Here is a 19787-nt window from a genome sequence, read left to right as displayed (position 1 = left end):
ACGACGGGTAAGAAGAAATAACCAGGGGAAAACCACCAACGCGAGGGGCATAACGCCTGCTCACGCGTGCTAAAGCCCTGATGGCGTAGATATATGGCTGGTCAACTGGGTATGCAGGGAGCGGCATGGGACGGAAGCGCAGGTGGGCAAGCGAAGAGCGGGGGGATGGGTACGGTAGACCTGCGCTACTGCAGCAGCACGCGCTGCCCCGGGCCGCCCTGCCGCTGGTCCGGGCGCAGCCAGTACACGCCCGCCGGCAAGCCCGGCAGCTCCAGGGGCGCGCTCGCGCCCTTGCTGGCGGCCGGCAAGCTCCACGCCCGGACTGGCCGTCCCAGCACGTCCGTAAGCGTGAGCGTGGTAGCCGGGCGCGGCCCCGGCCAGGAAAGCGTCAGCGCCTGCCCCGCCGGGCTCGGATTGGGATGCACACTCCAGCCCCTGCCCTCCCCCGCAGAACGGGGGCTCGTGGCCGTCACCAGCCCGGGCGGGACCGAGGGCGGGGAGGCCAGCCCGCAGGAGGACGTGGTGATGACCGTGTACGCGTCCCAGGCCTCGCCCGCTCCTACCCGGTAGGTCGCCGCCGTGGCCCCCACCAGCCGCTGCCCGCCTTTATACCACTGGTTGCCCAGCGCCGCGCTCGAGGTCAGGAGCGTGCCCGCCGCCCCTTCCAGCCGGGCCGTCACGGTGGGGGCGGGCGGGGCCGTGCGCGGCTCGACCGTCACCTCCACGGGGGCCGAGGTCACCGTCCCGCAGGGGTTGGTGATGGTGACCGTATAGGTGCCGCTGCGGCTCACGCTCAGGCGCTCACTCGTGGCCCCCGTGCTCCAGCGGTAGGCGATCAGGCTGCTCGTACCTGGGCCCGTCAGCCCGGGCCCCAGGGCGCGCAGGCTCACGCTGCCCCCCACGCAGAAGGTCGTGGGCCCCTCGGCCTCGATGCGGGGCGAGGGCGGGGTGGAGAGCCGAAAGGTAAAGCCACTGATGTACTCGCACTCCCCGCCCGTGCCCGGCACGCGGGCCCGCACGATGTACTGGCCCTCCTGGCGGGGCCCCACGTGGGGGATGTCGATGGCGCTGGTGGTGGCCGTAAAGCCGTTGGGGCCCGTCCAGCGGTAGCTCACGGGCAGCTGCAGCTCGCCCGTGGCCAGCCCCGACTGGGCGCGCAGGGTCTCGCCCGGGCAGGCCGCGTAGGCGTTGATGAGCACCCCCTGCAGGTTGGGGCAGCGCACGCGGGTGACGGAGTAGTCGCGGGTCTCGCCCGAGTCGAAGGGCGTGCAGGCGTCGCGGGCCCCGTTGGGCTTCCCTTGCGCCCGGGTGCGGATGCGCAGGCGGGTCGGACCCAGCGAGTTGAGGGTGGAGGCGGTCAGAAAGCCCACGTAGCGGTGGGCGCTGGCCGGATCGATCGTGGAGGGGGGCAGCGTGAGCCACTCGTCGGCCTCGAACTGCTGGTCCTGGTCGTTGTCGATCCAGACCGAGACCGTGGCCGGGGCCGTGGTCGTGACCAGGATGGCGTACCGGCGGCCCGCGCGCAGCTGCTGGGTCGCGCGCGGGCCGCTGGGGGCCACCAGGGTGTAGCCCGGGGTGGGCGAGGCGGCGCAGGCCGTGGTCTGGAGCAGGTGGGGCTCGACCGAGTCGAAGTCGCGGGGCTCGATGGCTAGGCTCGTGATCGTGGCCGTGGAGTTGGCGCAGGCCGGGTGCTGGGGCACGCAGTAGGTGGCCTGCGCGTGTAAAATCAAAGGCTGAGCCAGCAGGGTCAGGACGAGGCTTAGCAGGGCAAGCCCCCGGACCCAGCCTAGCGGATGGACCGGGGGCCGCCGTGCGGACTGGCGGGGGGAGGAAAGGACGGGTACGGGAGTAACCATAGCGAGGACGAGGGAAAGTAGCGACACGGATAGGAAACGATAACCTTGTTTAAAATCAATTTAACGGCGAATAAATTGACTCCTGCCAAGAAGGGCAAAGGTGCGGGATCGGCGCCAGGAATAAAAGCGCCGGGGCCGGCCGTCGGCCCTTTTATTTCCTCGGTCCGCCAGGAAGCGTGTAAATGGGTGGCCCTCAGGGGGGCGGCGCCGCCGCAGGACCCAGCCGGGCGGTCTGCCGACTGCTCGCGAGCAATAGCTATATAGCCCAGGTCCTATTCTGGCATTGGTTTTGCCCCCGGCGGCCCACCCCCCGCCGGGGTGGCCGAGCCTTCGGGTAGCGTGCCCGGCGGGGGAAAGCATTCTTTTTTCTATCCTTTTTTTCTATCTATCTTTTCCCTTTATGTACCCACGTACGATTCTCGCGTTATCCCTGGCCCTGCTGGGCGGCCTGACCAGCTGCGGCGACGACAACAACGATCCGTCGCCCGCCACCAACAAGTCGGCCCTGCTCACGGCCAAGAGCTGGCGCATTACGGCCGACCAGAGTGTGGTCGTCTCGGGCGGCACCACCGTTACCAACGATGACTTCACCGACCTGCGCGCCTGCGAGAAGGACGACCTGATCCGCTTCAACGCCGACAAGACCATCACCCAGGACCAGGGCGCCAGCAAGTGCCCCGACACGAGCGCGGACCCGCAGTCGCAGAAAGACGGCAACTGGGACTTCAACAGCGACCAGACCAAGCTCACGATGGCCGACGGCTCGCTGGCCGTCGTGGCCGACGTGCTCGAGCTCAGCGCCTCGACCCTGAAGATCAAGTTCAGCTTCACCGACGACGGGGACTCCTACACCCAAACCACGACCTACACGGCCCAGTAAGGGCCCGCCCCCGCGGGGACCAGCAGAAAAGGCGCGCCGCCCAGCGCGCCTTTTTTTGGTCTGGCTCACCCGCGCCCGCGCCGGGATTCCTCCTGGTCGGGCCGGGGGTATCGGTCCCCCCTGCTCCTCCCCTCGCTTTACTGCCGCCTATGCCCCTGTCTGCTCACCGCCTGCGTTTACCAAGCCCGCGCCGCCGGCTGCTGCCGCTGCTGCCGCTGCTCAGCTGGCTGCTGCTCGCGCTCCCCTTGAGCCAGTGCCGGCAACAGGAGGCCGAGCCCCTGCCGCCCGAGACCCGGACCGGGGCCCAGACCTTCGGCTGTAAGATCGACGGGCGGGTATTTGTCCCCCGCAATGGGCGTGGCAAGCCGGGCCTAGTAGTAGAATACGTCAACCTGGGAGAGGGAAAAGGCGGGGGCTATTATCTGAATCTTCCCGCCACTGACTGGCGATCTACTCCCCTGGAGGGCGTTAATATTACGACCGACAGCCTCCTGGTAGAAGAAGGCCAGACGTACCAGTTTCAAAATAGCAAGGGCAGCGCCCACGCTTCTTATTATGGGGGTGTCGAGTACCAGAAGCGCGACCAGGACGTGGGCGAGCTGATCATCACGCGCTTGGACCCCCAGCAGGGCATCCTGTCCGGGCGCTTCCATTTCGTGGCCACCCATCCGACCACGGGCCGGCAAGTCCACGTGACGGACGGGCGCTTTGACGTGCGCTTCTAAGCTCGCCCCGTGGTTCCACTTGGTGGCTGCGAGCACGAAACGAAAGCGCGCTGCTTCCCGGGTTTGCCCGCCCAGTGCAGGCAGCGCTGGCCGGCCCTCGACGCTACCTGCCAGGACCGCGGCCCAGCGCGGCGAGTACGCTAAGCACCACTACGTCAAGTTTTAGTTATTGTATCTGCTGAGTGAAAAGAACACTCACTTCATGCGCGACAACTTAGGTATGATAAGGAAGGTGGCTGCTGCAAAAGTCTTATAGGTGACAAACAACAGCTCGTTAAGCTTCCTTGGGCGGAACCTAGTGGCGCTCCTCCCACCTAGTTAAATCCTGCCAAGCGTCGAAGCGACCCAACCGATTCGTTACCAAGAGTTTTGCAACCGCCACTTCTTTTCTGCTACATAGCGTCCAATTTTTGTTTTTCAAGGGTGCGGCTGTTGAAGGTAGGGCTTACTCGTGCCGGTAGACGCCAGGTTACCAACCGCCTGCTCGGTGGCCGCTCCCCGCGCGGCTTCACGCCAGCGTAGGCTGGGCTGTTCTCGCTCCGTGCTCTATCTTTCGCCCCCACCTGCCTTTTATCTTATTCAGCTGTTTTATGCTAGCCCCTTTCCGCTCCTTATGCCCGGCTTATCAGGGCGCGTGGCGCGCCCTGCCGCTGGTTGCCCTGCTACTACTAAGCCAATGCCAGAAAAAGGACCCCTCACCGCTGCCCCTAGAGACGAGGACGGGGGCCATGACCTTCGGCTGTAAGATCGACGGGCGCGTGTTCGGGCCCCGCGATGGGCGCGGAAAGCCGGGTTTGGAAGTGCACTATGTTCATCTGGGAGAGGGAAAAGGGGGCGGGTACTATCTAAATATCCCGGCCAGCGACTTCCGGCTGAATCCCATCGAGCGCGTGAGTGTCACGGCCGACAGCCTGCTGGTGGAAGAAGGAAAGACCTACTCCTTTCAGACGAGCAAAGGCAGTGCCCAAGCCTTCTATGCGAGAGGCAATCAATATCAGAAGCTCGAGCAGGATACGGGGGAATTAACGATCACGCGCTTCGACCGCACGACCGGGATCCTGGCCGGCCGGTTTCACTTCGTGGGCACGGATAAGACCACGGGCCGGCAAGTCCACGTGACGGACGGGCGCTTTGACGTGCGCTTCTAAGCCCGGCCCGTGGCCCAAAGCGGCGAGGCTCTACTACGACAAGTCTACGTTATTATATCTGCTGTTTGACAAGCGCACCGCTTTCATGCACGACACGTGGGTACGGTGATGAACAGTTATCGTACCTAAACTACTGTTCATACTGCGGGACGACGCCTTGGCGAGCACCCCATATTTACCAAGCCTAGGGCTACGTTTTCCTTGGGATGAAGCTCATTCTTTATCGTTAACGGGCGAACAGAGCCTCTTGACTCAGTTGAGCGTAGCTCGTTTAAGTACGGCTGAGGGGCGGTCGGGCTGATAGCGGGGCCGGCCAGCGGGGGTAAGCCCGGCATAGCGGAATGGGTCTATTTTTTGCCTACCTCTAGTGGTCGCTCTCTCAGTCTACTGCGCAGTATACCCCAAAGCGAAATGGCGGCTGTTGCTCCCTTGGCCTCCTTACGGATAAGGCAGGAATACTATGAGGTAGTGGCCCCTGGCAAATTGTTACCTTCCCCAGACTATCCCAAACCATTTCCTCGTGTGCTTATGCTGTTAGAAGTTGACGTCTCCTCTCTTATCTATGAGATAATGTATGGTCCTTCCGTGATTCTTGACATCGCAGCTATACCATTAATAATATTCTACATTCTGAAGCCCACAGGTTTTTTACGATTTCTATTATTGTCAATTTGTGTCATAAATAGCCTGATAGGCTTGTTTATATATGAAATAAGCAACTATGATAGCGCTACAACAGTCACCTTGGTATGTGTTTCTTTTGCACCATCTTTTCTTATTGCATTCGTGGTGATGATGGCTACAAGAATTAAATCAATTATAAAAAACAACTAGCTAACAAACCGGAGCAAGTTCTTATGTATTCCATGATACTCCTGCATACCCTGCGTCCTTTCCTAGTTACCGACTTGGACAAACAGTTCGAGATGATTGCGTGGCTAAAGTATGGAGGAATCGCTCTCGCTATTTTCTTCATCATTTTCTTCATTTGGTTGGCGGTCGTACCTAAACGCCACCACTTTCCTAAAGGCGGGGAGACTAAAGATAAGGTAGATAGCTAGCTTACTTAGCATTGACAACCCTAGCAACCACCGTAGCTGGGGTTTCTTTTTGCCCTGGGTACCATGTTTGCTAATGGTGATAATATTGTCCTGCTTACCCTCAAATTCCTCCTGCTATTCTCCATGCTGTTGCTGCAACTCGACTCCCTTTATTATACTCCGGATATTGACGTCAATCAAGGGGCTCGTGCAGGAGCTGCGGAGATAGGCTATTTTCTGTTCTGGACGCCTCAGATCATTTGGGGACTGCTTGCGGCGTGGCAAATAGTTGTCCGCGTGGACCGCATGGAGCGGGGCGAAACGCACTGGGGATCCGTGTTGGTGCCTTACTTGATGATCGTAGTCGTGCTGGGCTTTCTCGCTTATGCCCACGGGTTAAAATTGGGTCCTATCAGACCTCAAGACTATAACCAAGGGCTTCACCGGGCGATGTTTAAGGATATGATGTTACCTAGCTTATGGATGCTTCCTCTGCTAATGCTCGTCCATCTGCTTAAGTACGGCCAAGTCTGGAATGATAGAAAACTACCTGATAAATAACTCCTACATCATGCGTCCTTTCTTGGCTGCCTTTATCGATAGTACGGAGTTTGACATAATAATGTGGGTGATTATGGCTGGCATGGCCCTCCCTGTCATTGCTGTCATCTTGTTGATTTGGCTCGTAGTAAAAAGCATTTCGCGCCGGGAGGAACAGCGAGCAACAAGCAAAAACCCTGATCGAACATAAGTCAAATCACCACCTTATGCTGCGCCCTTTATTAGCTGCCTTCGTAGATCCAGGGCTTCATGGGGATGATATGGAACTCTACTTTCTATGCCCCTGTCGCCTTACTGCTTTCCAGTGTTTGCTTTTCCCATGCTACTAGCCCTGACAACGACTGAAAAGGAGCGCACAGAATCGCTCGTTCACCTTATCTATTGGACTCCCCAAGTCATGTGGGCCCTGCTGGCGGCGGGGGTGCTGGTGGCGTTGCTGGTAGCCTTGTGGCGTAAGCGTCTACTTTGGGCTCTTATGTGGCTGCCTTATGCGATGGTGGGAGCTGTCATCTATATGCAATTTACCGTGGCTCGTTCCCACTATCTACCTACTACCCCGCTCCGCGATGTAATGCAGGATCCGCTGTTTATGGATACTACCGCGCCGAGTTTGTGGGCTGTACCAGCCTTAGCCCTAGTAAACATAGTCGTAGTGCTGATCCTGGTAGGGAACCGGTACCGCGACCCGACGCGCTCCTACTAGGGACCTATCACCACCGCTCGCCCGTGGCAGACCCTCGTCCAGCACCTGAGCAGCGAGAGAAAGCAAGAACTCGACGAGGCCCGTTAAGTGAACGGCTTGAGCTAGCTTAAGCGCACGAAGCATTAAGGCAATGGAAGGACGTGTCATTCTAGAGAAAGATATACAATCGTAAAATTCTTCTGCCCACCTGCGATGGATAGGCTCCGATAAGGAAGTCTTATCGTACCTAAACTTCGCCAAAAGCAGCAACCATGCATTAGGGTCGTAGTACTTACATATCGACCCTAATTTATTGGGGCTATTCTTGGGCATTAGGTAGTGAGAACGAAGTCTTATGACACCTAATCTTTGCCCGAGACGGGACGGGTGGAGCAGAAGGAAAGCCAGCGCCGGCGGATGCCGCCTTTATCCGAAGAGTCTATCTAGCTCCCATTGGCGCCGACGTAACGGAGGGAAGCTACCCGCAGGTTACCTCCTCGGCTTTCCCGCAGCGAAAGCGGCATCGTACTTGCGCCGTTTAGCGAACGACGCTCCACGCTTTTTTGCAGTCAGGGTAGCAGAAAGGCACGTGCTTCTTCTGTCCGGTTAACTTAGACCTCCTCAACCAGTACCCAGACCGGTTTACGATGGCTTGTACGAGTTGCGTGTAGTTCTCCCTACTCGTCCCGTTTCTCCTGTTCTTAGCTAGCCTCGCCTTCCTGGTATACCGCTTAACTTAACGCAAAATTTACTACCCTTTTATGCATATCTCCCGCATGTTCACGTCCCTCTTAGTAGAAAATAATCTCATGGGGTTGTGGGTAGAAGGCGCCTTCGCATTAGTCTATTTCCTATGCTTTGTCGTCGGGGCTCTGTTTATCAGTACGCTGATGAAGGGTGCCGATTTTATGAAGAAATTCTGTATTATCTCCCTAACCCTCTTGCTGGTGTTTCTCCTGTTTGTCATGGGAGCCATTCGGGATATGCTCTATCTCATAATTCCCCTTATAGTGATTGTGATCACTTTATTTAAGGACAAGACGAGCACCCCTTCGGCATAATACCAGCTAGCAGAAGCTGTGGCGGGCGCACTTGGTATGTTCCAGCGGAGGTTAGATGGCATGCGCGCTAAGTCGTTGCTAGTATCACGCGTTACAAGGACATAATCAGTTAAATGAATAGTGGCAACGTTCAGGTATTCCTAGTTGGATAAAGTCCGGTAAGAGCGAGTTATTGTATCTTATTTAGTCCAATCCATTGTTATTATTTTGCCTGTTAAGGGCTCAACATCTAGTAGCGTGCCATCAAAGTTTTCTAGTCTCACATTTGCCCCGTTAATACGGATGCTCTCGTACGGGCTATCCTCATACACATGGCGTATGGCCTCAATTTGCCATAGCAGCCTACCCAGATGATCGAGACAAAAGACGTTCTCATTATACTTAACCTGATGCGGGATAGAAAGCAGTACTATACAGCAGTGAGTCAGTTGAAGAACATTCTTGATAGGGTAAGGAAATGTAAAAACAGGGTTTCCCTCATTTAGAATACTTGAATCTTTGATAATGAATTTATCCATTTTAGTAAGCTGACTGGTTATATAGTCCCCCTTACGCTAAGCAGCAAACGCCCGCCTTATTAGTCCTGACTTTTGACGCTGTCCAGGTGTGAGACGAGCGTTCAACAACTGTACAGCGTCCCGTATAAGGGCTGATAAGACCCTTGGTATCTGACCCTATTTCCCAAGTAGACACTGTTGGAGGAGTAGATAAAAGAAATGTTATCACAGCTACTAATCTTCTGACTCCCACTTATTCCCGTTGTCCATAGCAACCAGAGTAAAACAAAAACAGGTTACTCCATTGCTACGATTGCTACTCCCATTGTGAAAATAGCCATAATATGGCAAGGGCAATTAGCCCCCCGACGACGCCCATGAACGTCTTCATCGTATCACGAGATTTGCCCTTACTTGAGTTTAGAACAACTAACAGTACCAAAACGAAGATTATAACTACAACAATCGCTAATAACGCAAAGAAGTAGCCTATACCACCAGCCTCGCTGCTCAACAATAAGGAGGAAAAAGTTCTCATAGGGGCAATCTAGGGTAAAAACGGCAGAAATGCCGTAGCGCGGATGTTGTTTAGAGACACCCTTAGTTAGGTTAATAAAAAGCATGGATAGTATTGCTATGTCGGTAGTATAGTACTACCTGAAAGTTAGTGTCTTATACTTCTGCTCGAACAGGCTTTGTAACTAGTGCGCGCTTGAAATGCTCTTCAACCAAGGCATTTAGATCTGGATACCCGTCTCCCACAATTGTAAATACCGGTGCGAACGCCTAGAGTAAGTTAAAGAAGCGCCATTGGCAGGAGTCCGTAAGCGACGACAAGAAAGCGGTCGAAGAGGAGCATACGCATGCGGATAACTCGACAAAGTACCAAACTTTTACGCACGCTTAACTAAGCCAAAAACCGTCACTATTCCGCGGTCGGGGGTATAACTACTGTGGCTGTTGCAAAAGGCTGGTAGCAGGTTGAACACCAGTTACTTGAGCCGCCATCCGCTGTTAACGAGGAGCCATCATCCAGTCTTTTAAACTCTTACTGCCACTGATGTGACCCTTCAGATTCCCTGCCGGGAGTTTTGCAACAGCCACTACTCTTATGTTTAACGACGAAACAAAGAATCAGCACCGATTATAATCTTTGAGCTGATATTATTTTAATGCTACTGCAAGTGCGCTATATAAGCTTTCCTATCTTTCGAGAATCTGTGGTAAGATGCCTCTCTAGATGATCTTTTTCGCTTTCTTCATGGTCGCGGTGCTCTATGGCACCCCCGTGATACTACTGTACCAGTTGTTGCGCCTTACCGGGCTGATAAAATCGCGGGTGTTGCTTCAAGGTTACCGGTGGTTCTTTTGGAGCCTTTTCGTGTTTTTACTCGTGCTGTCCGTTATCTCATCGGACTTAAAGGATTATAGTCAGACTACTATTGGGAGTGTTCTTTTCCTGAGTTCCGCATTTTTCGGTGTCTTAGGTAGCATGATGCCCTTAGGAAAGCCAACTCCTCCCATGTGGGGCATCTTTACCTCCCCACACTGGCAAGAGTTAGTAGATAATCTACTGCAACTGCTCAAATTCCTACTACAACTCATCAAGTTTCTACTAACTGGGTGGCGCCGACCAAAATAACGGCGCCCACGAAACACAAATGGGTCGACCTACTAAATACTTGTCTTAGAAGGTATTTTTATGTTAACCTTCAACGACTTACTTAACATAAAAATACCTTCTCGGACAAAAGCATCTCGCTTGCTAGCCTTGTGATGCGTAACCAGTGAAAGTATCGGGTTAGCGCAAATTAGGCCTCTACTTGCAGGACTGAGTTATTGATAATAAACTATTACCGGGCGCTGCGCAACCGCCACCAATCCCGGATGCTTAGAAATAGGGCCGCTACACACGCCAGATGGATGGAGGCAAACACCCACACTGGCAAGGGCCGTTTCAGGGACGGTACCACCACAATGTCGGAATTGGAAGCGGCGTAGACCACCTCCAATGTGGGGCGGGCGCGCAAACGCTGGGCTTGTTCCGGGAATAGCTCGTGCCGAAACGTGAGCGTCTTGTCGGCTAGCGAATCGTAGAACTTATAGTCCACGGCGTAGTCCGTTATCTTCAGGATGCGGGCGGGCGTGTAGACGGGCTGAGCAAACAGCAGATAATCGGCTTTAAACCAGACGGCCAACAACAGCGAGCCTAGGAAAAGCACGGCGATTTTAAACAGCTCCTCCTGCCGAAGCCGGTTCCTAGGCGTATCCTTGGTTTGGGCAATCATAGTTCGCAGAAAAAATCAAGGTACGCTTCGCGCCTTATAACGCCAAAATCAATACCTCTACGACCCTAGACAAACAGGATTTTTGGGGCAGTGGGGAAGTGCAATAAGCATAGCTCTCATCTCAGAAAAGTTGATTGACATAAGATTAGATATCGGACTGACCTCGGAATAAGTACAGTTTTTATCTCCACTATCTAACTGCCAAAACGTGGTGTTTTTCCGTTTCCATTCGTCTGAGTTAACCTAAAATATGGGGTCGCAGCTTTACGAATTGGTTACTCACTCATGAACTGATAATCGATCGCTCCGATCTTCAACGTCGCTAGTAGCCGAGTAAACTCTGCCTCCGTCAGCGGCTTGCTTATCAGGCCCCTAATCCTGCTATCCCCTACATCCGTCGGCCTATCATTCTTCACGGCAAACCAGTAGAATGAATTCTCTGACTTTATAAAGATGTAGCCGGCTTTGTATCCCACTCGCGATACGTTTTGGAATCGGTCTACATCCACGTTCTGAGTACGATAGAACAGGGTTTTATAGGATGCAGCGGGGTCTGAGGCAACGTAGTACGGCCCATAAATAACGGTTTCTCTAGTGTTCAGGTCAAAGCAAGACGACAAGCAGAAGAGAAGTAGTAAAGCCCAGCGTAGACGGGGGGTAGGCATAGCATCCAACTTAACGATAGTGTCGTCCTCCTAATACCTGGGGTACTGCACCGCCGGGCTTATCCCATTCGTCCGGTTGGCCGCGAAATGCGCTTGGTCGAGCGAGGTGATGCTAAAGAAAAAGGTAGTGGGCCCCGCCAACCGGCGCACGCGGGGCTGCTCGGTATCGAGCACCACAAACCGAACCTGGCCGTCGGCGTGCAACTCGGCCACAAAGTAGCGGTTGCCAGGCAAGAAATACCCCCCGTTGGCCAAGTAGCTGTACGATCGGTTCTTGAAGGCGTTATAGCCGGCTGTGCCTACCAGTAAGGGTTGCGGGCGGCTCCCGTCGCTGGCCTGAGAGTAAACCACGACCGTATCCTGCTGGTTCGTGCCGTAGACGACTTTGGCCAGATCGTAGCTATTCTGGGCGAACTGAAACTTGTAGTCCTCAAAGTTGACAAAGATGCCCGCCAGGCTATCTTCCTGGGCCAGGGCCACCGAGCGCCCCGTGGCCAGCGCTATATATTTATAGATTAGATCACCCTCGGGCGTAGCGGCTCGGTAGTAGAGCCCTTGTCCCGCGTGAGTCGGGTAAAAATCGTCGACCACTTCCTCGTCTACGTGCACGAGGGGGGTGAACTGCCGGCTGGCCACGGTATACTGCCAGATCGTGGTCGTATTCTGATCGCTAAAGTTGTTCACCCACGTGCGGTCCTGCGCAATCAGGAAGCTGCGCGAGTCCGGGCTCCACTGGATATTCCCGCTCAGGAAGCGGCCCGAGCGGCGATCCTCCTGCAAGGCAATCACCTTCGTGCAGTTGTCCAGGGTAAACAACGGCTGTCCCCGCCGATTAAGCAGCAGCAGAGTCCGCTGCGCATACACGAGAATGTACTGCCCATTCGGGGCTACGTAGGCCTGCTCTACCGCCCCCTGCCAAATGGGCTTTTCCCGGAAGGTAATGGGGCCCGCCGGCACGTAGTACAGGCTGTCGTGGGTCCAGTAAAACAGGGGTTTGGGTGTGGTGGGGACAAACCGATCGGCGCGCAGGGCCACGAGGCGTGGCGCCACATCCAGATGAGATTGGAAGAAGTAGCGTTGTAACAGGGCGAAGGCCGTCGCGGCCAGCAGCAGCAGGAGCAGGAGGCGAAGCAGCCAGGTACGGATACGGGAGGGCATAGTGGGGTGGAAGGAGCGTAAAGGTAGGGTGGCCGTCGCGCTCGGTTCTTGATCTACATCAAGAAATGAACAGCGGCAAGAAATCCCCTGCCGGCCTGGTACCGGGTCGGCTTCTTCCGTCGCTGCCCGTACACCCTGTCGCCTGGGTCGGACTTCTCCTTAAGAACCCACCTCCATCCTGGCTGGTGCTAACCCCGCCGCTGTGGTCTGTCTTTGGAACCAATCAGCGCTCGAGAGGAAGTTCTGCAACAGCCACCAGCGGTTCCTATAGGGGGAGGCTGAACAGTTGTTGAACGCTCCTTTCACACCTGTTTAGCGTCAAAAGTCAGTACTGATAAGCGGGCGTAATCAGCGCCCGCTGGGACAAGTAGTAGATTTCGGTCAGGTTGCTCGTGCCTGACAGGCTAGTACTAAAAAGGCGCTTACCGGCAGGCGCTTTTCAGCAGGTGCTTGATTTCCTTTTCCAGCGCCGGGGTTCCGCCCCATTGCTGGGCTTGCCGCAACGCCGCACAGGCCCCGCTGGCGTCGTTGGTTTTTAGGCGGGCCTGCGCGATATAGTAATAGAACTGGCCTTTGTCGCGGGGGGGGACTAGCTCCAGGCATTGTTGCAGGTCCGCAATGGCCGCTGCGTGGTTGCCCGCAGCGGTGTGGGCCAAGGCCCGGTTGGCGTAGGCGCCGATGTAGTGCGCGTTGATGCGGATCGCCTGCGTGAAATCCGCCACGGCCTTCGGATACTGCTTTTGTCCGTAGCGCAACCAGCCCCGGTTCAGGTAGGAAACCGAATCCTGCGGGTCCAGCTGCACCGCGCGACCCAGGTAGTGGGCAGCGCGGGCCGTATCCTGTTGCAGCATATACCAATAGCCGGTTCTACTATGCGCAAACGCATTGGTGGGGGCCAGGGCCATAATTTTTTCATTCGTGGCTATGGCCCCGGGGTAGTCCCGCCGCAAGGACTGATTGTAGGCTAGGCTGGCGTAGTATTGGAGTAGGGCTTCGTTGCCTTTGTCGTGAAGCTGGCCGAGCTGCCTAAACTGTTCGGCTTCCTTCGCTTGGCCTTGGTGGAGCAGGTACGCACTGAAGCCGTAATACACGTCGGCGGCCGTGGAATCGAGGAGCCAGGCCTGGTTGAAGCGCTTGATGGCCGTGGGCGCATGGTTGGTGGCCAGGTAGTGCCACCCGAAGTTGACATGGGCCTGCCTGGCGGCCTGGGCCGTACCGTACTGGCGCAGGCTCTGCGCAATAAAGAGTTCGTCGGCTTCTAAATGCGCGGCCGTCTTGGTCAGCCCCCCGTAGCGCGGCCGCTCGTTGATTCGGTCTTTGGCCCGTAGGGCATCTGTTTCAAGATACTCAAGCTTTGAGTCAGGGGTAGTCTGCGCCTTCGCAGTCAGGTGCACCAACAGCAAAACACCCACGAATAGCCCTGCTCGCATGCGGAGAAGTTTAAAAGACCAGCTTAGATAAGATAATAGCGCAGCTTACCACTAGCTACGCTGCGTGCTCGCCCCATCGTAGGCTGAGCGTTATTTCCCGTTTCTACTATCGTGCCAGCCTGGTAAAAGGTCTAGGTTAGGTCCGATAAGCCGGCGTGGCTGTTGCAAAAGTCTCGTAGGTGGAGGAAACCAGGCTAGTCGAGCCCCGCTCGCCGTGCATGGGGGCGCGGCTTACGTCTTTCTAGGGCTTACGAGGCGCGCATGTGACCTAGCAGATTCCCCGCCGGGCGTTCTGCAACAGCCACCGGCCTTCGCGGACCTTATAAGCCTGTTTTGACGTATATATAATGACCTGTGCCGCACGTTGACTAATTCCAACGCGAACGACCAGCACTACCGTTAGCCGCAAAACTATCCCAACTATGAAAGCTTCCTTGACCATGCTCCGCAGCCAGATTGTGCGCCCTATCCTTACAGGAAATATTGCGTATTTTTCGGGTATGGAAAAGCCTACTTTCTTACCTCAGGAAGCAACAGAGGCCCAGCGCCGCGAAATCATTAACTTCTCCTATGCAGCGGGTGAGGCGCAGGGAGCCATCATTCCCGACGATGCCAAGGCTGCCTACAACCGCTACATTGCCGGTGAAATCACTTTGCAACAAGCTGTGGATGCCGCTATGAGTATCTACCAGAAGCAACCTGCTCATTCGTAAGCCTGCTAACCTTCTATAATTCGCGATATTAGGGCCTGCTGTTACCAGTAGGCCCTTTTTTCTTCGTGGCTATCCAACCTATCGACTATGGATTTATTTCAAGACCCCAGGTACAGCCGGCCGGGCAATGAAGTATTGATTAACAGCATAGATGCAACGACAGACAAGGAGTTAAGAGTAGCCGAAGGTCGCAACGTGGGTCTAATAGGTCAATTAGTCTATGGGATTAAGCCAATGCCCGGTGACTTTGACGCGGCCCACCTCAAACGCATTCACAAGGAACTGTTAGGCAACATCTATCCGTGGGCGGGCGAGACCCGCGCTTGGGGCCAATTTCAGGGCCAGAAACCCCTACCCCAAGGCACGTTATTCTTTGCTCCTTATCAGCAGATTGATACGCGGCTTAATCTATTAAGCGACCAACTCAAACAGGAAAACAAGCTTCGAGGACTGGATAAAGACCAGTTTGTACATCGCCTAGCGTACTACGCCGACCAGTACAATTTTGTCCATGCGTTCCGGGAGGGCAACGGCCGAACCTTGCAAGTAGTCGTGGCTGAGCTTGGCCGGGGTGCTGGCTACGATGTGCGCCTAAGCGAGCAGCAGGTGAGAGAGCAATTCAATAGGTGTCGCGATGCAGCTATTGTACGCAAAAACGCCGTGAACCCAGATGAAAACCTTGCACCCCTACGCAAGCTGCTGCGCGAGGCTACCTCGCCTACCCCCGGAGCCCAGGCTGAACAGTTGCGCGCCCCGAATCTTGCGCAACCCCTACCGGGATTGGCGCCAGCCATGCGGCAGGCCGAGGCCTTACGTACTATCATAGTAGTAAGCCGGGAGGTTTCGGAAGAACTGCTTATGCAGCGAATAACCAAGCATGACTTTAACGTCACGTCGGAGTACATGCTGAATGCGAAAGAGCAGGAAGCCGCCTTGGTTGCCAGGGCACAGACCGTACAGCGAGAGCCCGCGACGTGGCCCGAGTTTCGCCAACATCTGCTTGAGCAAGTGAAGCAGGTAGAAACCGACCCCAATATTACCCGAGGGTCATTAGCCCATCTAGCCGATCTGAAACGGGCCGGGGCTGAACTCGATAAAAACCAGGCGCTGAACCCACCCTTTCGGGAACAGGAAGTACCAGCCGACCAGTTGGAGCGGGTGGGTAAGCCCGTAGAGGAATTATGGAAACGTGGCCAAATGGAAAAGCTCCTGCAGGGCCAGCGCACTGATCAACTGCCATTCCCGATGCCTAATCCGCAGGGCGGACCACAGCAAGTGCCCATGCAGCTAAAGCTGAACCGCGATGCAGCCGGCACAGTAGGCGTTGAGGTATACTTGCCCGCCGCCGTGCGCGAACGAATGGAACAGGCCGTCACGCAGCAGAAAGGTCAAACTGCCCAGCGGCAACAGCCGCTCGCGCAGCATTCCCCAGCCCCCAAGGTTGAGCTACCAACTCCCCCTAAGCAGAGGCGCGGCCCCAAACTTTAATCGTTACGCTTACCTTTCGATTACACTACGTCCCATTACCCTATCAGACTATGAGAAAGAAACTGCTTACCCTGCTACTGTTGCCGCTAGTAGCAATCAGTTGCTCCAAGGATAATGAAAATTCGGATCCCCAACCCAATACCACTCCCAAGGAATACCAGGTTACGTATCAGGTAACGGCTGTGAACTACGCTCAGGCCCGCATCATCTACCGCGATAATACCGGCGCGCTGATTACGGAGGAAAACGTACCGCTACCCAAGACCTACTCGTTCAAGCGGACGATGAAATCTGCTGATATACTGAGTGTAGGTGCTTTCCCTTCCCAAGGCGATGCTTCGGCCAACGTGACGTGCGTAATTCAGCTCGATGGGAAAACGGTTGATACCAAGTCCGGCCCCGGACCTAACCCGCAGCCAGTGGCTAGCTACATACTTCCATAAGACCCCAATATGAATTAAAAGGCCCTGCTGTTGTATAAGTAGGCCCTTTTTTTAGCCACAGTAGTAGCGCTGCCTAGAAGTAGGCACAGGAGCAGGTATCTATCATTTTGCAATTGTAAAACATCATTACGGCGGAGAAGAAACACTGGAAACACTACCAGCTCTTCGCGTGGAAATACATATAAGGTTACCGCTTGGTGCAGGTAGTATAGGGGCAGCTCGTCTACTCTCTGGATGAAATCTTTTTCTTAGCCCAACGGAAGAGAGGACGAATAAAGTAGCGGTGCAGGTAAAGGACCAGATAGGTAGCAACGCCTACGCCGAGGGTGAAATAAAGAGCACCAGGCAAGTTGGCTAAAGCGTTCGAGAAATCCATGCTGGAGTATTTTTTAGAGTAATCAAAACGCCCGGCCACAAGTGACTAGGCATTTAAATTACTTTTCGCAACTATCATCCCCAACGCGCAGCATTACAGCTGATGCTCCGCTTCGCAACTGCCGTAATGCTGCGCTTAGCGGCTACACAAAGAGAATGGCCACGTCGAGGGCTAAGAGTAAGCTCATAATTCCTACTACTCCTACCCAGGCCCAGCGCATCGGCTGAGGATTGAACAGCCGGGCAATGCCTAGCATAATGGCTACCATTACCAGGTGCTTCGCTACATCGGGAAAGTTGTTGTCCGTGTAAACCACAAACCCCCCTAGCACAATCAAGATTATTGACAGGCCGAGGTAGTTCTTCGAGATAGGTTGCGCAAACAAGGACGTAGCCAAGGCGGCCAGACGAGGATACCGGGATTCGTTCATGGTGGGTGGGAGGTTAGAACGAGTAGTGCTAGCGACTATGCCGTGAACGGCCAAGGTTTAAACCCCCGGCAGCGTAGAAGGCCGCAGGCTATCTAGCCCCAACAGCACCCACCGCATCGCCACTGGCCACAGCATTGCCATTAAACGTGCGGGCCTTCAACAAATCCGAGTTGGCCAGCGTGAGCTTGATGTTACGCCCACCCCCCTTTTCGTACAGCTCGATCACTAACTGCTTCTTGTCAGGAATGGTAAATTTTTTGAAGATGAACACCTTTTCCAGTTTGCCTTGAGCCTCAACCTTTTGCTGAGGCCCATTATAGACATAAATAGGCGCTATTTCAATGGCTTGTTCGGCCGTGCGTTTCGCTACCTTCTTGTCCTGAATGTAGAACTTTACAAAGTCTATATCATACGTCACATTCGACTTGTTGGCGATGTGCAACGGGAAAAACAGCGTTTCGCTCTGATATCCTACCGACCCCGCCCGCAGGCTGAGTTGATTAGCCGTTTTGCTTTCCGCTGTGCCCTTGCCCGTTAATGCTTCAACCGAGAAGGCATCCAGATTACCTTGTGGAATGGGCGAGTTCGATAGAATAGCCTCAGTGGTTGAGCGCGAGCTAGAGGCAATAGCCGGCGAGCCTGACCGAGCAGCCGTAGTACCTGCGCCCAGGTTCAGCGACAAGATTTTAGGGTCGCGGTTGTAGTTGACGATGAACGAGTACAGCTTTCCATCGGAAGTAAGTACCGTCATGTTGGTTTCTGCGAAGCCCTTAGCAGCCGCTTTTACGCGAACAATGTTCTCCGCGCCCGTTGCTTTGGCCGCGATCAGGCCATTACTACCCAAATCAACGTAGGTAACCGGGAAAGGAAAGACTAGGTGGGTAGTCTTCTGGTCACTGATGAACAGCGGGTAAGAAGCCATTTTATTAGCGTCCGAATACTCTAGCATCTTGGGCGCGTCTTGGCTGGCCGAAGTGGTAGCCGGCGCATCTGTATATTGCCCCCTGCCTTGGTACATGGTCCCAGCACGGGCAGCACGACCTTGAGGGTTTTTTGCTTGGCCCACAACGGACGAAGCATTGAGGAGGGTCAGCGCGCAAGCAGCACTTACGGAAAGGAGGACCTTATTCATAACAGGGAAATATTAGGTTACTCTTTATCAACTTTCAACATGACATTGTAGCCCGCCTTGAGTCGGACTTTGACCAGGCGAATTTTCTTCTGCCCCAGGCTCTTAGCCGCAGTAACCGCTACCCCAGCTGCCGCCATTGCCGGGTCGGCGCTCATGGTCATCATGTCGGCCGCGCCCATAGCGTCAGCCCCCGCTTGCTTGCTTGCATCCCGCGTAATAGTGCCTGGAATATGGAGCCCTGCCAGGCCGTCCACATCGTATACTTCCAGCGAAGCGGGAAAGATATTGCCCCCCGCTTTCAGCGTTTCAATGCTGATGCTCAACCGCTCGCCGCTCAGGCTGCACGTACCATAGATGAAGGTGTTGGCCGCCAGCTTATGGCCATTGACTACGGCAGGTTCCGTAAGCCGCATTTTCACCAGCGAACCGCTAACCACTTCTTGTGATTCGTGAATAACAGCAGGCAGGGTATTGGCATCAGCATTAGCTGAGTTGCCATCATCGAGCCCTTGAAAAGAGGCCGTGCGCTTCAAGCCACCAGTAGTGCCCAGGCGCGATACAATAGCATCGTTATCTTCTACTACTGCCTTGGTAGCCGGTTTCTTCTTAGCCGGTACAGCTGGTTTCGTTACGGCCACGGCCACGCCCCCCGCACTGGTCGAAGCCATTACTCCTGCGTTAGTTTGCGCATTGATGCGTTCAAGGGAGGCTTGGGTGCGGGCCGCTTCCAACTCGCGCTGATGCTGAGAGCGCATTAGCTCCATTTGCTGTTCCGGCGTTAAGGATGACGTAGCCGGCGCGGCCACTTGTCCACTGCTTTGCTGAGCCGCCTGCACCGCGGCCAACTGCTGCTGAGCAGCTAGTACCTGCGCGTCAGCCGGAGCTGAGCTAGGTTGGCCGTTCGCCGCCACTCCATAGGCCAGTCCCGTTGCTACTGCCGTATCTGCCTTGCCCGTTACCAAGCCCCGGTTACGGAGCGAATCTATTGGCGCGGCATACGCTTCTAGCTTGCTGCTGGTAATGTTGCTGTTGCCCGCTTTAGGCAAGTCCGTGTTAATACCGGTACTAGCTGGTGCAGTAGCCGCCGCTTCGGCGCCCTCTCCCCCACCCACCACCCAGAATATAGCGGCCATGAAAGGTACTCCAACAATCGGGATGAAGGTGGCCATTTTGCGCGTTCGGTAGAACTGCGCATCTTTCGTGGTAGTAGCCAT

General features: G+C 55.2%; 17 protein-coding genes. 10 read left to right on the top strand and 7 right to left on the bottom strand.

Annotated elements, in window-relative coordinates; genetic code table 11:
* Positions 1 to 185: 185 nt before the first annotated feature.
* Positions 186 to 1856, bottom strand: coding sequence for a GEVED domain-containing protein (locus G7064_RS23375; RefSeq protein ID WP_410505561.1), 1671 nt, complete (start codon positions 1854 to 1856; stop codon positions 186 to 188).
* A 400-nt stretch (positions 1857 to 2256) separates the two neighbouring features.
* Here G7064_RS23375 and G7064_RS21700 point away from each other — a divergent pair, with 400 nt between their 5' ends.
* The 7 genes from G7064_RS21700 (at position 2257) to G7064_RS21670 (ending at position 10092) form a co-directional block, all read left to right on the top strand.
* Positions 2257 to 2736 (top strand): lipocalin family protein, encoded by a 480-nt coding sequence (locus G7064_RS21700; RefSeq protein WP_166075433.1) that lies wholly within the window; start codon positions 2257 to 2259, stop codon positions 2734 to 2736.
* A 149-nt stretch (positions 2737 to 2885) separates the two neighbouring features.
* Positions 2886 to 3461 (top strand): DUF6252 family protein, encoded by a 576-nt coding sequence (locus tag G7064_RS21695; protein ID WP_166075432.1) that lies wholly within the window; start codon positions 2886 to 2888, stop codon positions 3459 to 3461.
* Positions 3462 to 4051: 590 nt separating this feature from the next.
* Complete coding sequence (locus G7064_RS21690; protein ID WP_166075431.1) at positions 4052 to 4609, top strand: DUF6252 family protein; 558 nt, start codon at positions 4052 to 4054, stop codon at positions 4607 to 4609.
* Between the two features lie 1124 nt (positions 4610 to 5733).
* The gene (locus G7064_RS21685; RefSeq protein ID WP_166075430.1) at positions 5734 to 6210 is read left to right on the top strand and encodes a hypothetical protein; all 477 of its coding nucleotides are present in this window, start codon (positions 5734 to 5736) and stop codon (positions 6208 to 6210) included.
* A 277-nt stretch (positions 6211 to 6487) separates the two neighbouring features.
* The gene (locus G7064_RS21680) at positions 6488 to 6913 is read left to right on the top strand and encodes a hypothetical protein (protein WP_166075429.1); all 426 of its coding nucleotides are present in this window, start codon (positions 6488 to 6490) and stop codon (positions 6911 to 6913) included.
* A gap of 740 nt (positions 6914 to 7653) precedes the next feature.
* Positions 7654 to 7953 carry a hypothetical protein gene (locus G7064_RS21675; RefSeq protein WP_166075428.1) on the top strand — a complete coding sequence of 100 codons (300 nt, stop codon included), beginning with the start codon at positions 7654 to 7656 and terminating at the stop codon, positions 7951 to 7953.
* Positions 7954 to 9690: 1737 nt separating this feature from the next.
* Positions 9691 to 10092, top strand: a complete 402-nt coding sequence (locus G7064_RS21670; RefSeq protein WP_166075427.1) for a hypothetical protein — start codon at positions 9691 to 9693, stop codon at positions 10090 to 10092.
* Between the two features lie 211 nt (positions 10093 to 10303).
* On the opposite strand, the gene G7064_RS21665 is transcribed toward G7064_RS21670, so the two are convergent.
* From G7064_RS21665 to G7064_RS21655, 3 genes are all read right to left on the bottom strand, one after another.
* Complete coding sequence (locus G7064_RS21665) at positions 10304 to 10738, bottom strand: hypothetical protein (protein WP_166075426.1); 435 nt, start codon at positions 10736 to 10738, stop codon at positions 10304 to 10306.
* 695 nt (positions 10739 to 11433) lie between these two features.
* On the bottom strand, positions 11434 to 12561 hold the full coding sequence (locus G7064_RS21660) for a hypothetical protein (protein WP_166075425.1): 1128 nt from the start codon (positions 12559 to 12561) through the stop codon (positions 11434 to 11436).
* Positions 12562 to 12983: 422 nt separating this feature from the next.
* Positions 12984 to 13991, bottom strand: a complete 1008-nt coding sequence (locus tag G7064_RS21655) for a tetratricopeptide repeat protein (RefSeq protein ID WP_166075424.1) — start codon at positions 13989 to 13991, stop codon at positions 12984 to 12986.
* A 422-nt stretch (positions 13992 to 14413) separates the two neighbouring features.
* Between G7064_RS21655 and G7064_RS21650 the strand changes: the two genes are divergently transcribed.
* The 3 genes from G7064_RS21650 to G7064_RS21640 all read left to right on the top strand — a co-directional run bounded on the left by G7064_RS21650 (position 14414) and on the right by G7064_RS21640 (position 16635).
* Positions 14414 to 14704: an antitoxin VbhA family protein gene (locus G7064_RS21650; RefSeq protein ID WP_166075423.1), complete on the top strand. Its 291-nt coding sequence runs from the start codon at positions 14414 to 14416 to the stop codon at positions 14702 to 14704.
* An 87-nt stretch (positions 14705 to 14791) separates the two neighbouring features.
* Positions 14792 to 16192, top strand: coding sequence for a Fic family protein (locus tag G7064_RS21645; RefSeq protein WP_166075422.1), 1401 nt, complete (start codon positions 14792 to 14794; stop codon positions 16190 to 16192).
* Positions 16193 to 16242: 50 nt separating this feature from the next.
* Positions 16243 to 16635 (top strand): hypothetical protein, encoded by a 393-nt coding sequence (locus tag G7064_RS21640; protein WP_166075421.1) that lies wholly within the window; start codon positions 16243 to 16245, stop codon positions 16633 to 16635.
* Between the two features lie 518 nt (positions 16636 to 17153).
* On the opposite strand, the gene G7064_RS21635 is transcribed toward G7064_RS21640, so the two are convergent.
* From G7064_RS21635 to traM, 3 genes are all read right to left on the bottom strand, one after another.
* Entirely contained in the window at positions 17154 to 17441 is a 288-nt protein-coding gene (locus tag G7064_RS21635; protein ID WP_166075420.1) for a hypothetical protein, read from the bottom strand.
* Positions 17442 to 17529: 88 nt separating this feature from the next.
* A complete protein-coding gene (gene traN, locus G7064_RS21630) occupies positions 17530 to 18573 on the bottom strand; it encodes a conjugative transposon protein TraN (RefSeq protein WP_166075419.1) in 1044 nt (347 codons plus the stop codon).
* Between the two features lie 17 nt (positions 18574 to 18590).
* Entirely contained in the window at positions 18591 to 19787 is a 1197-nt protein-coding gene (traM, locus tag G7064_RS21625) for a conjugative transposon protein TraM (RefSeq protein WP_166075417.1), read from the bottom strand.

It is taken from the genome of Hymenobacter sp. HDW8 (assembly GCF_011305775.1).
GTDB classification, from domain to species: Bacteria; Bacteroidota; Bacteroidia; order Cytophagales; family Hymenobacteraceae; genus Hymenobacter; species Hymenobacter radiodurans.
The sequence above is the reverse complement of the archived record's forward strand: the minus strand, read 5'-3'. Positions and strand labels throughout refer to the sequence as shown.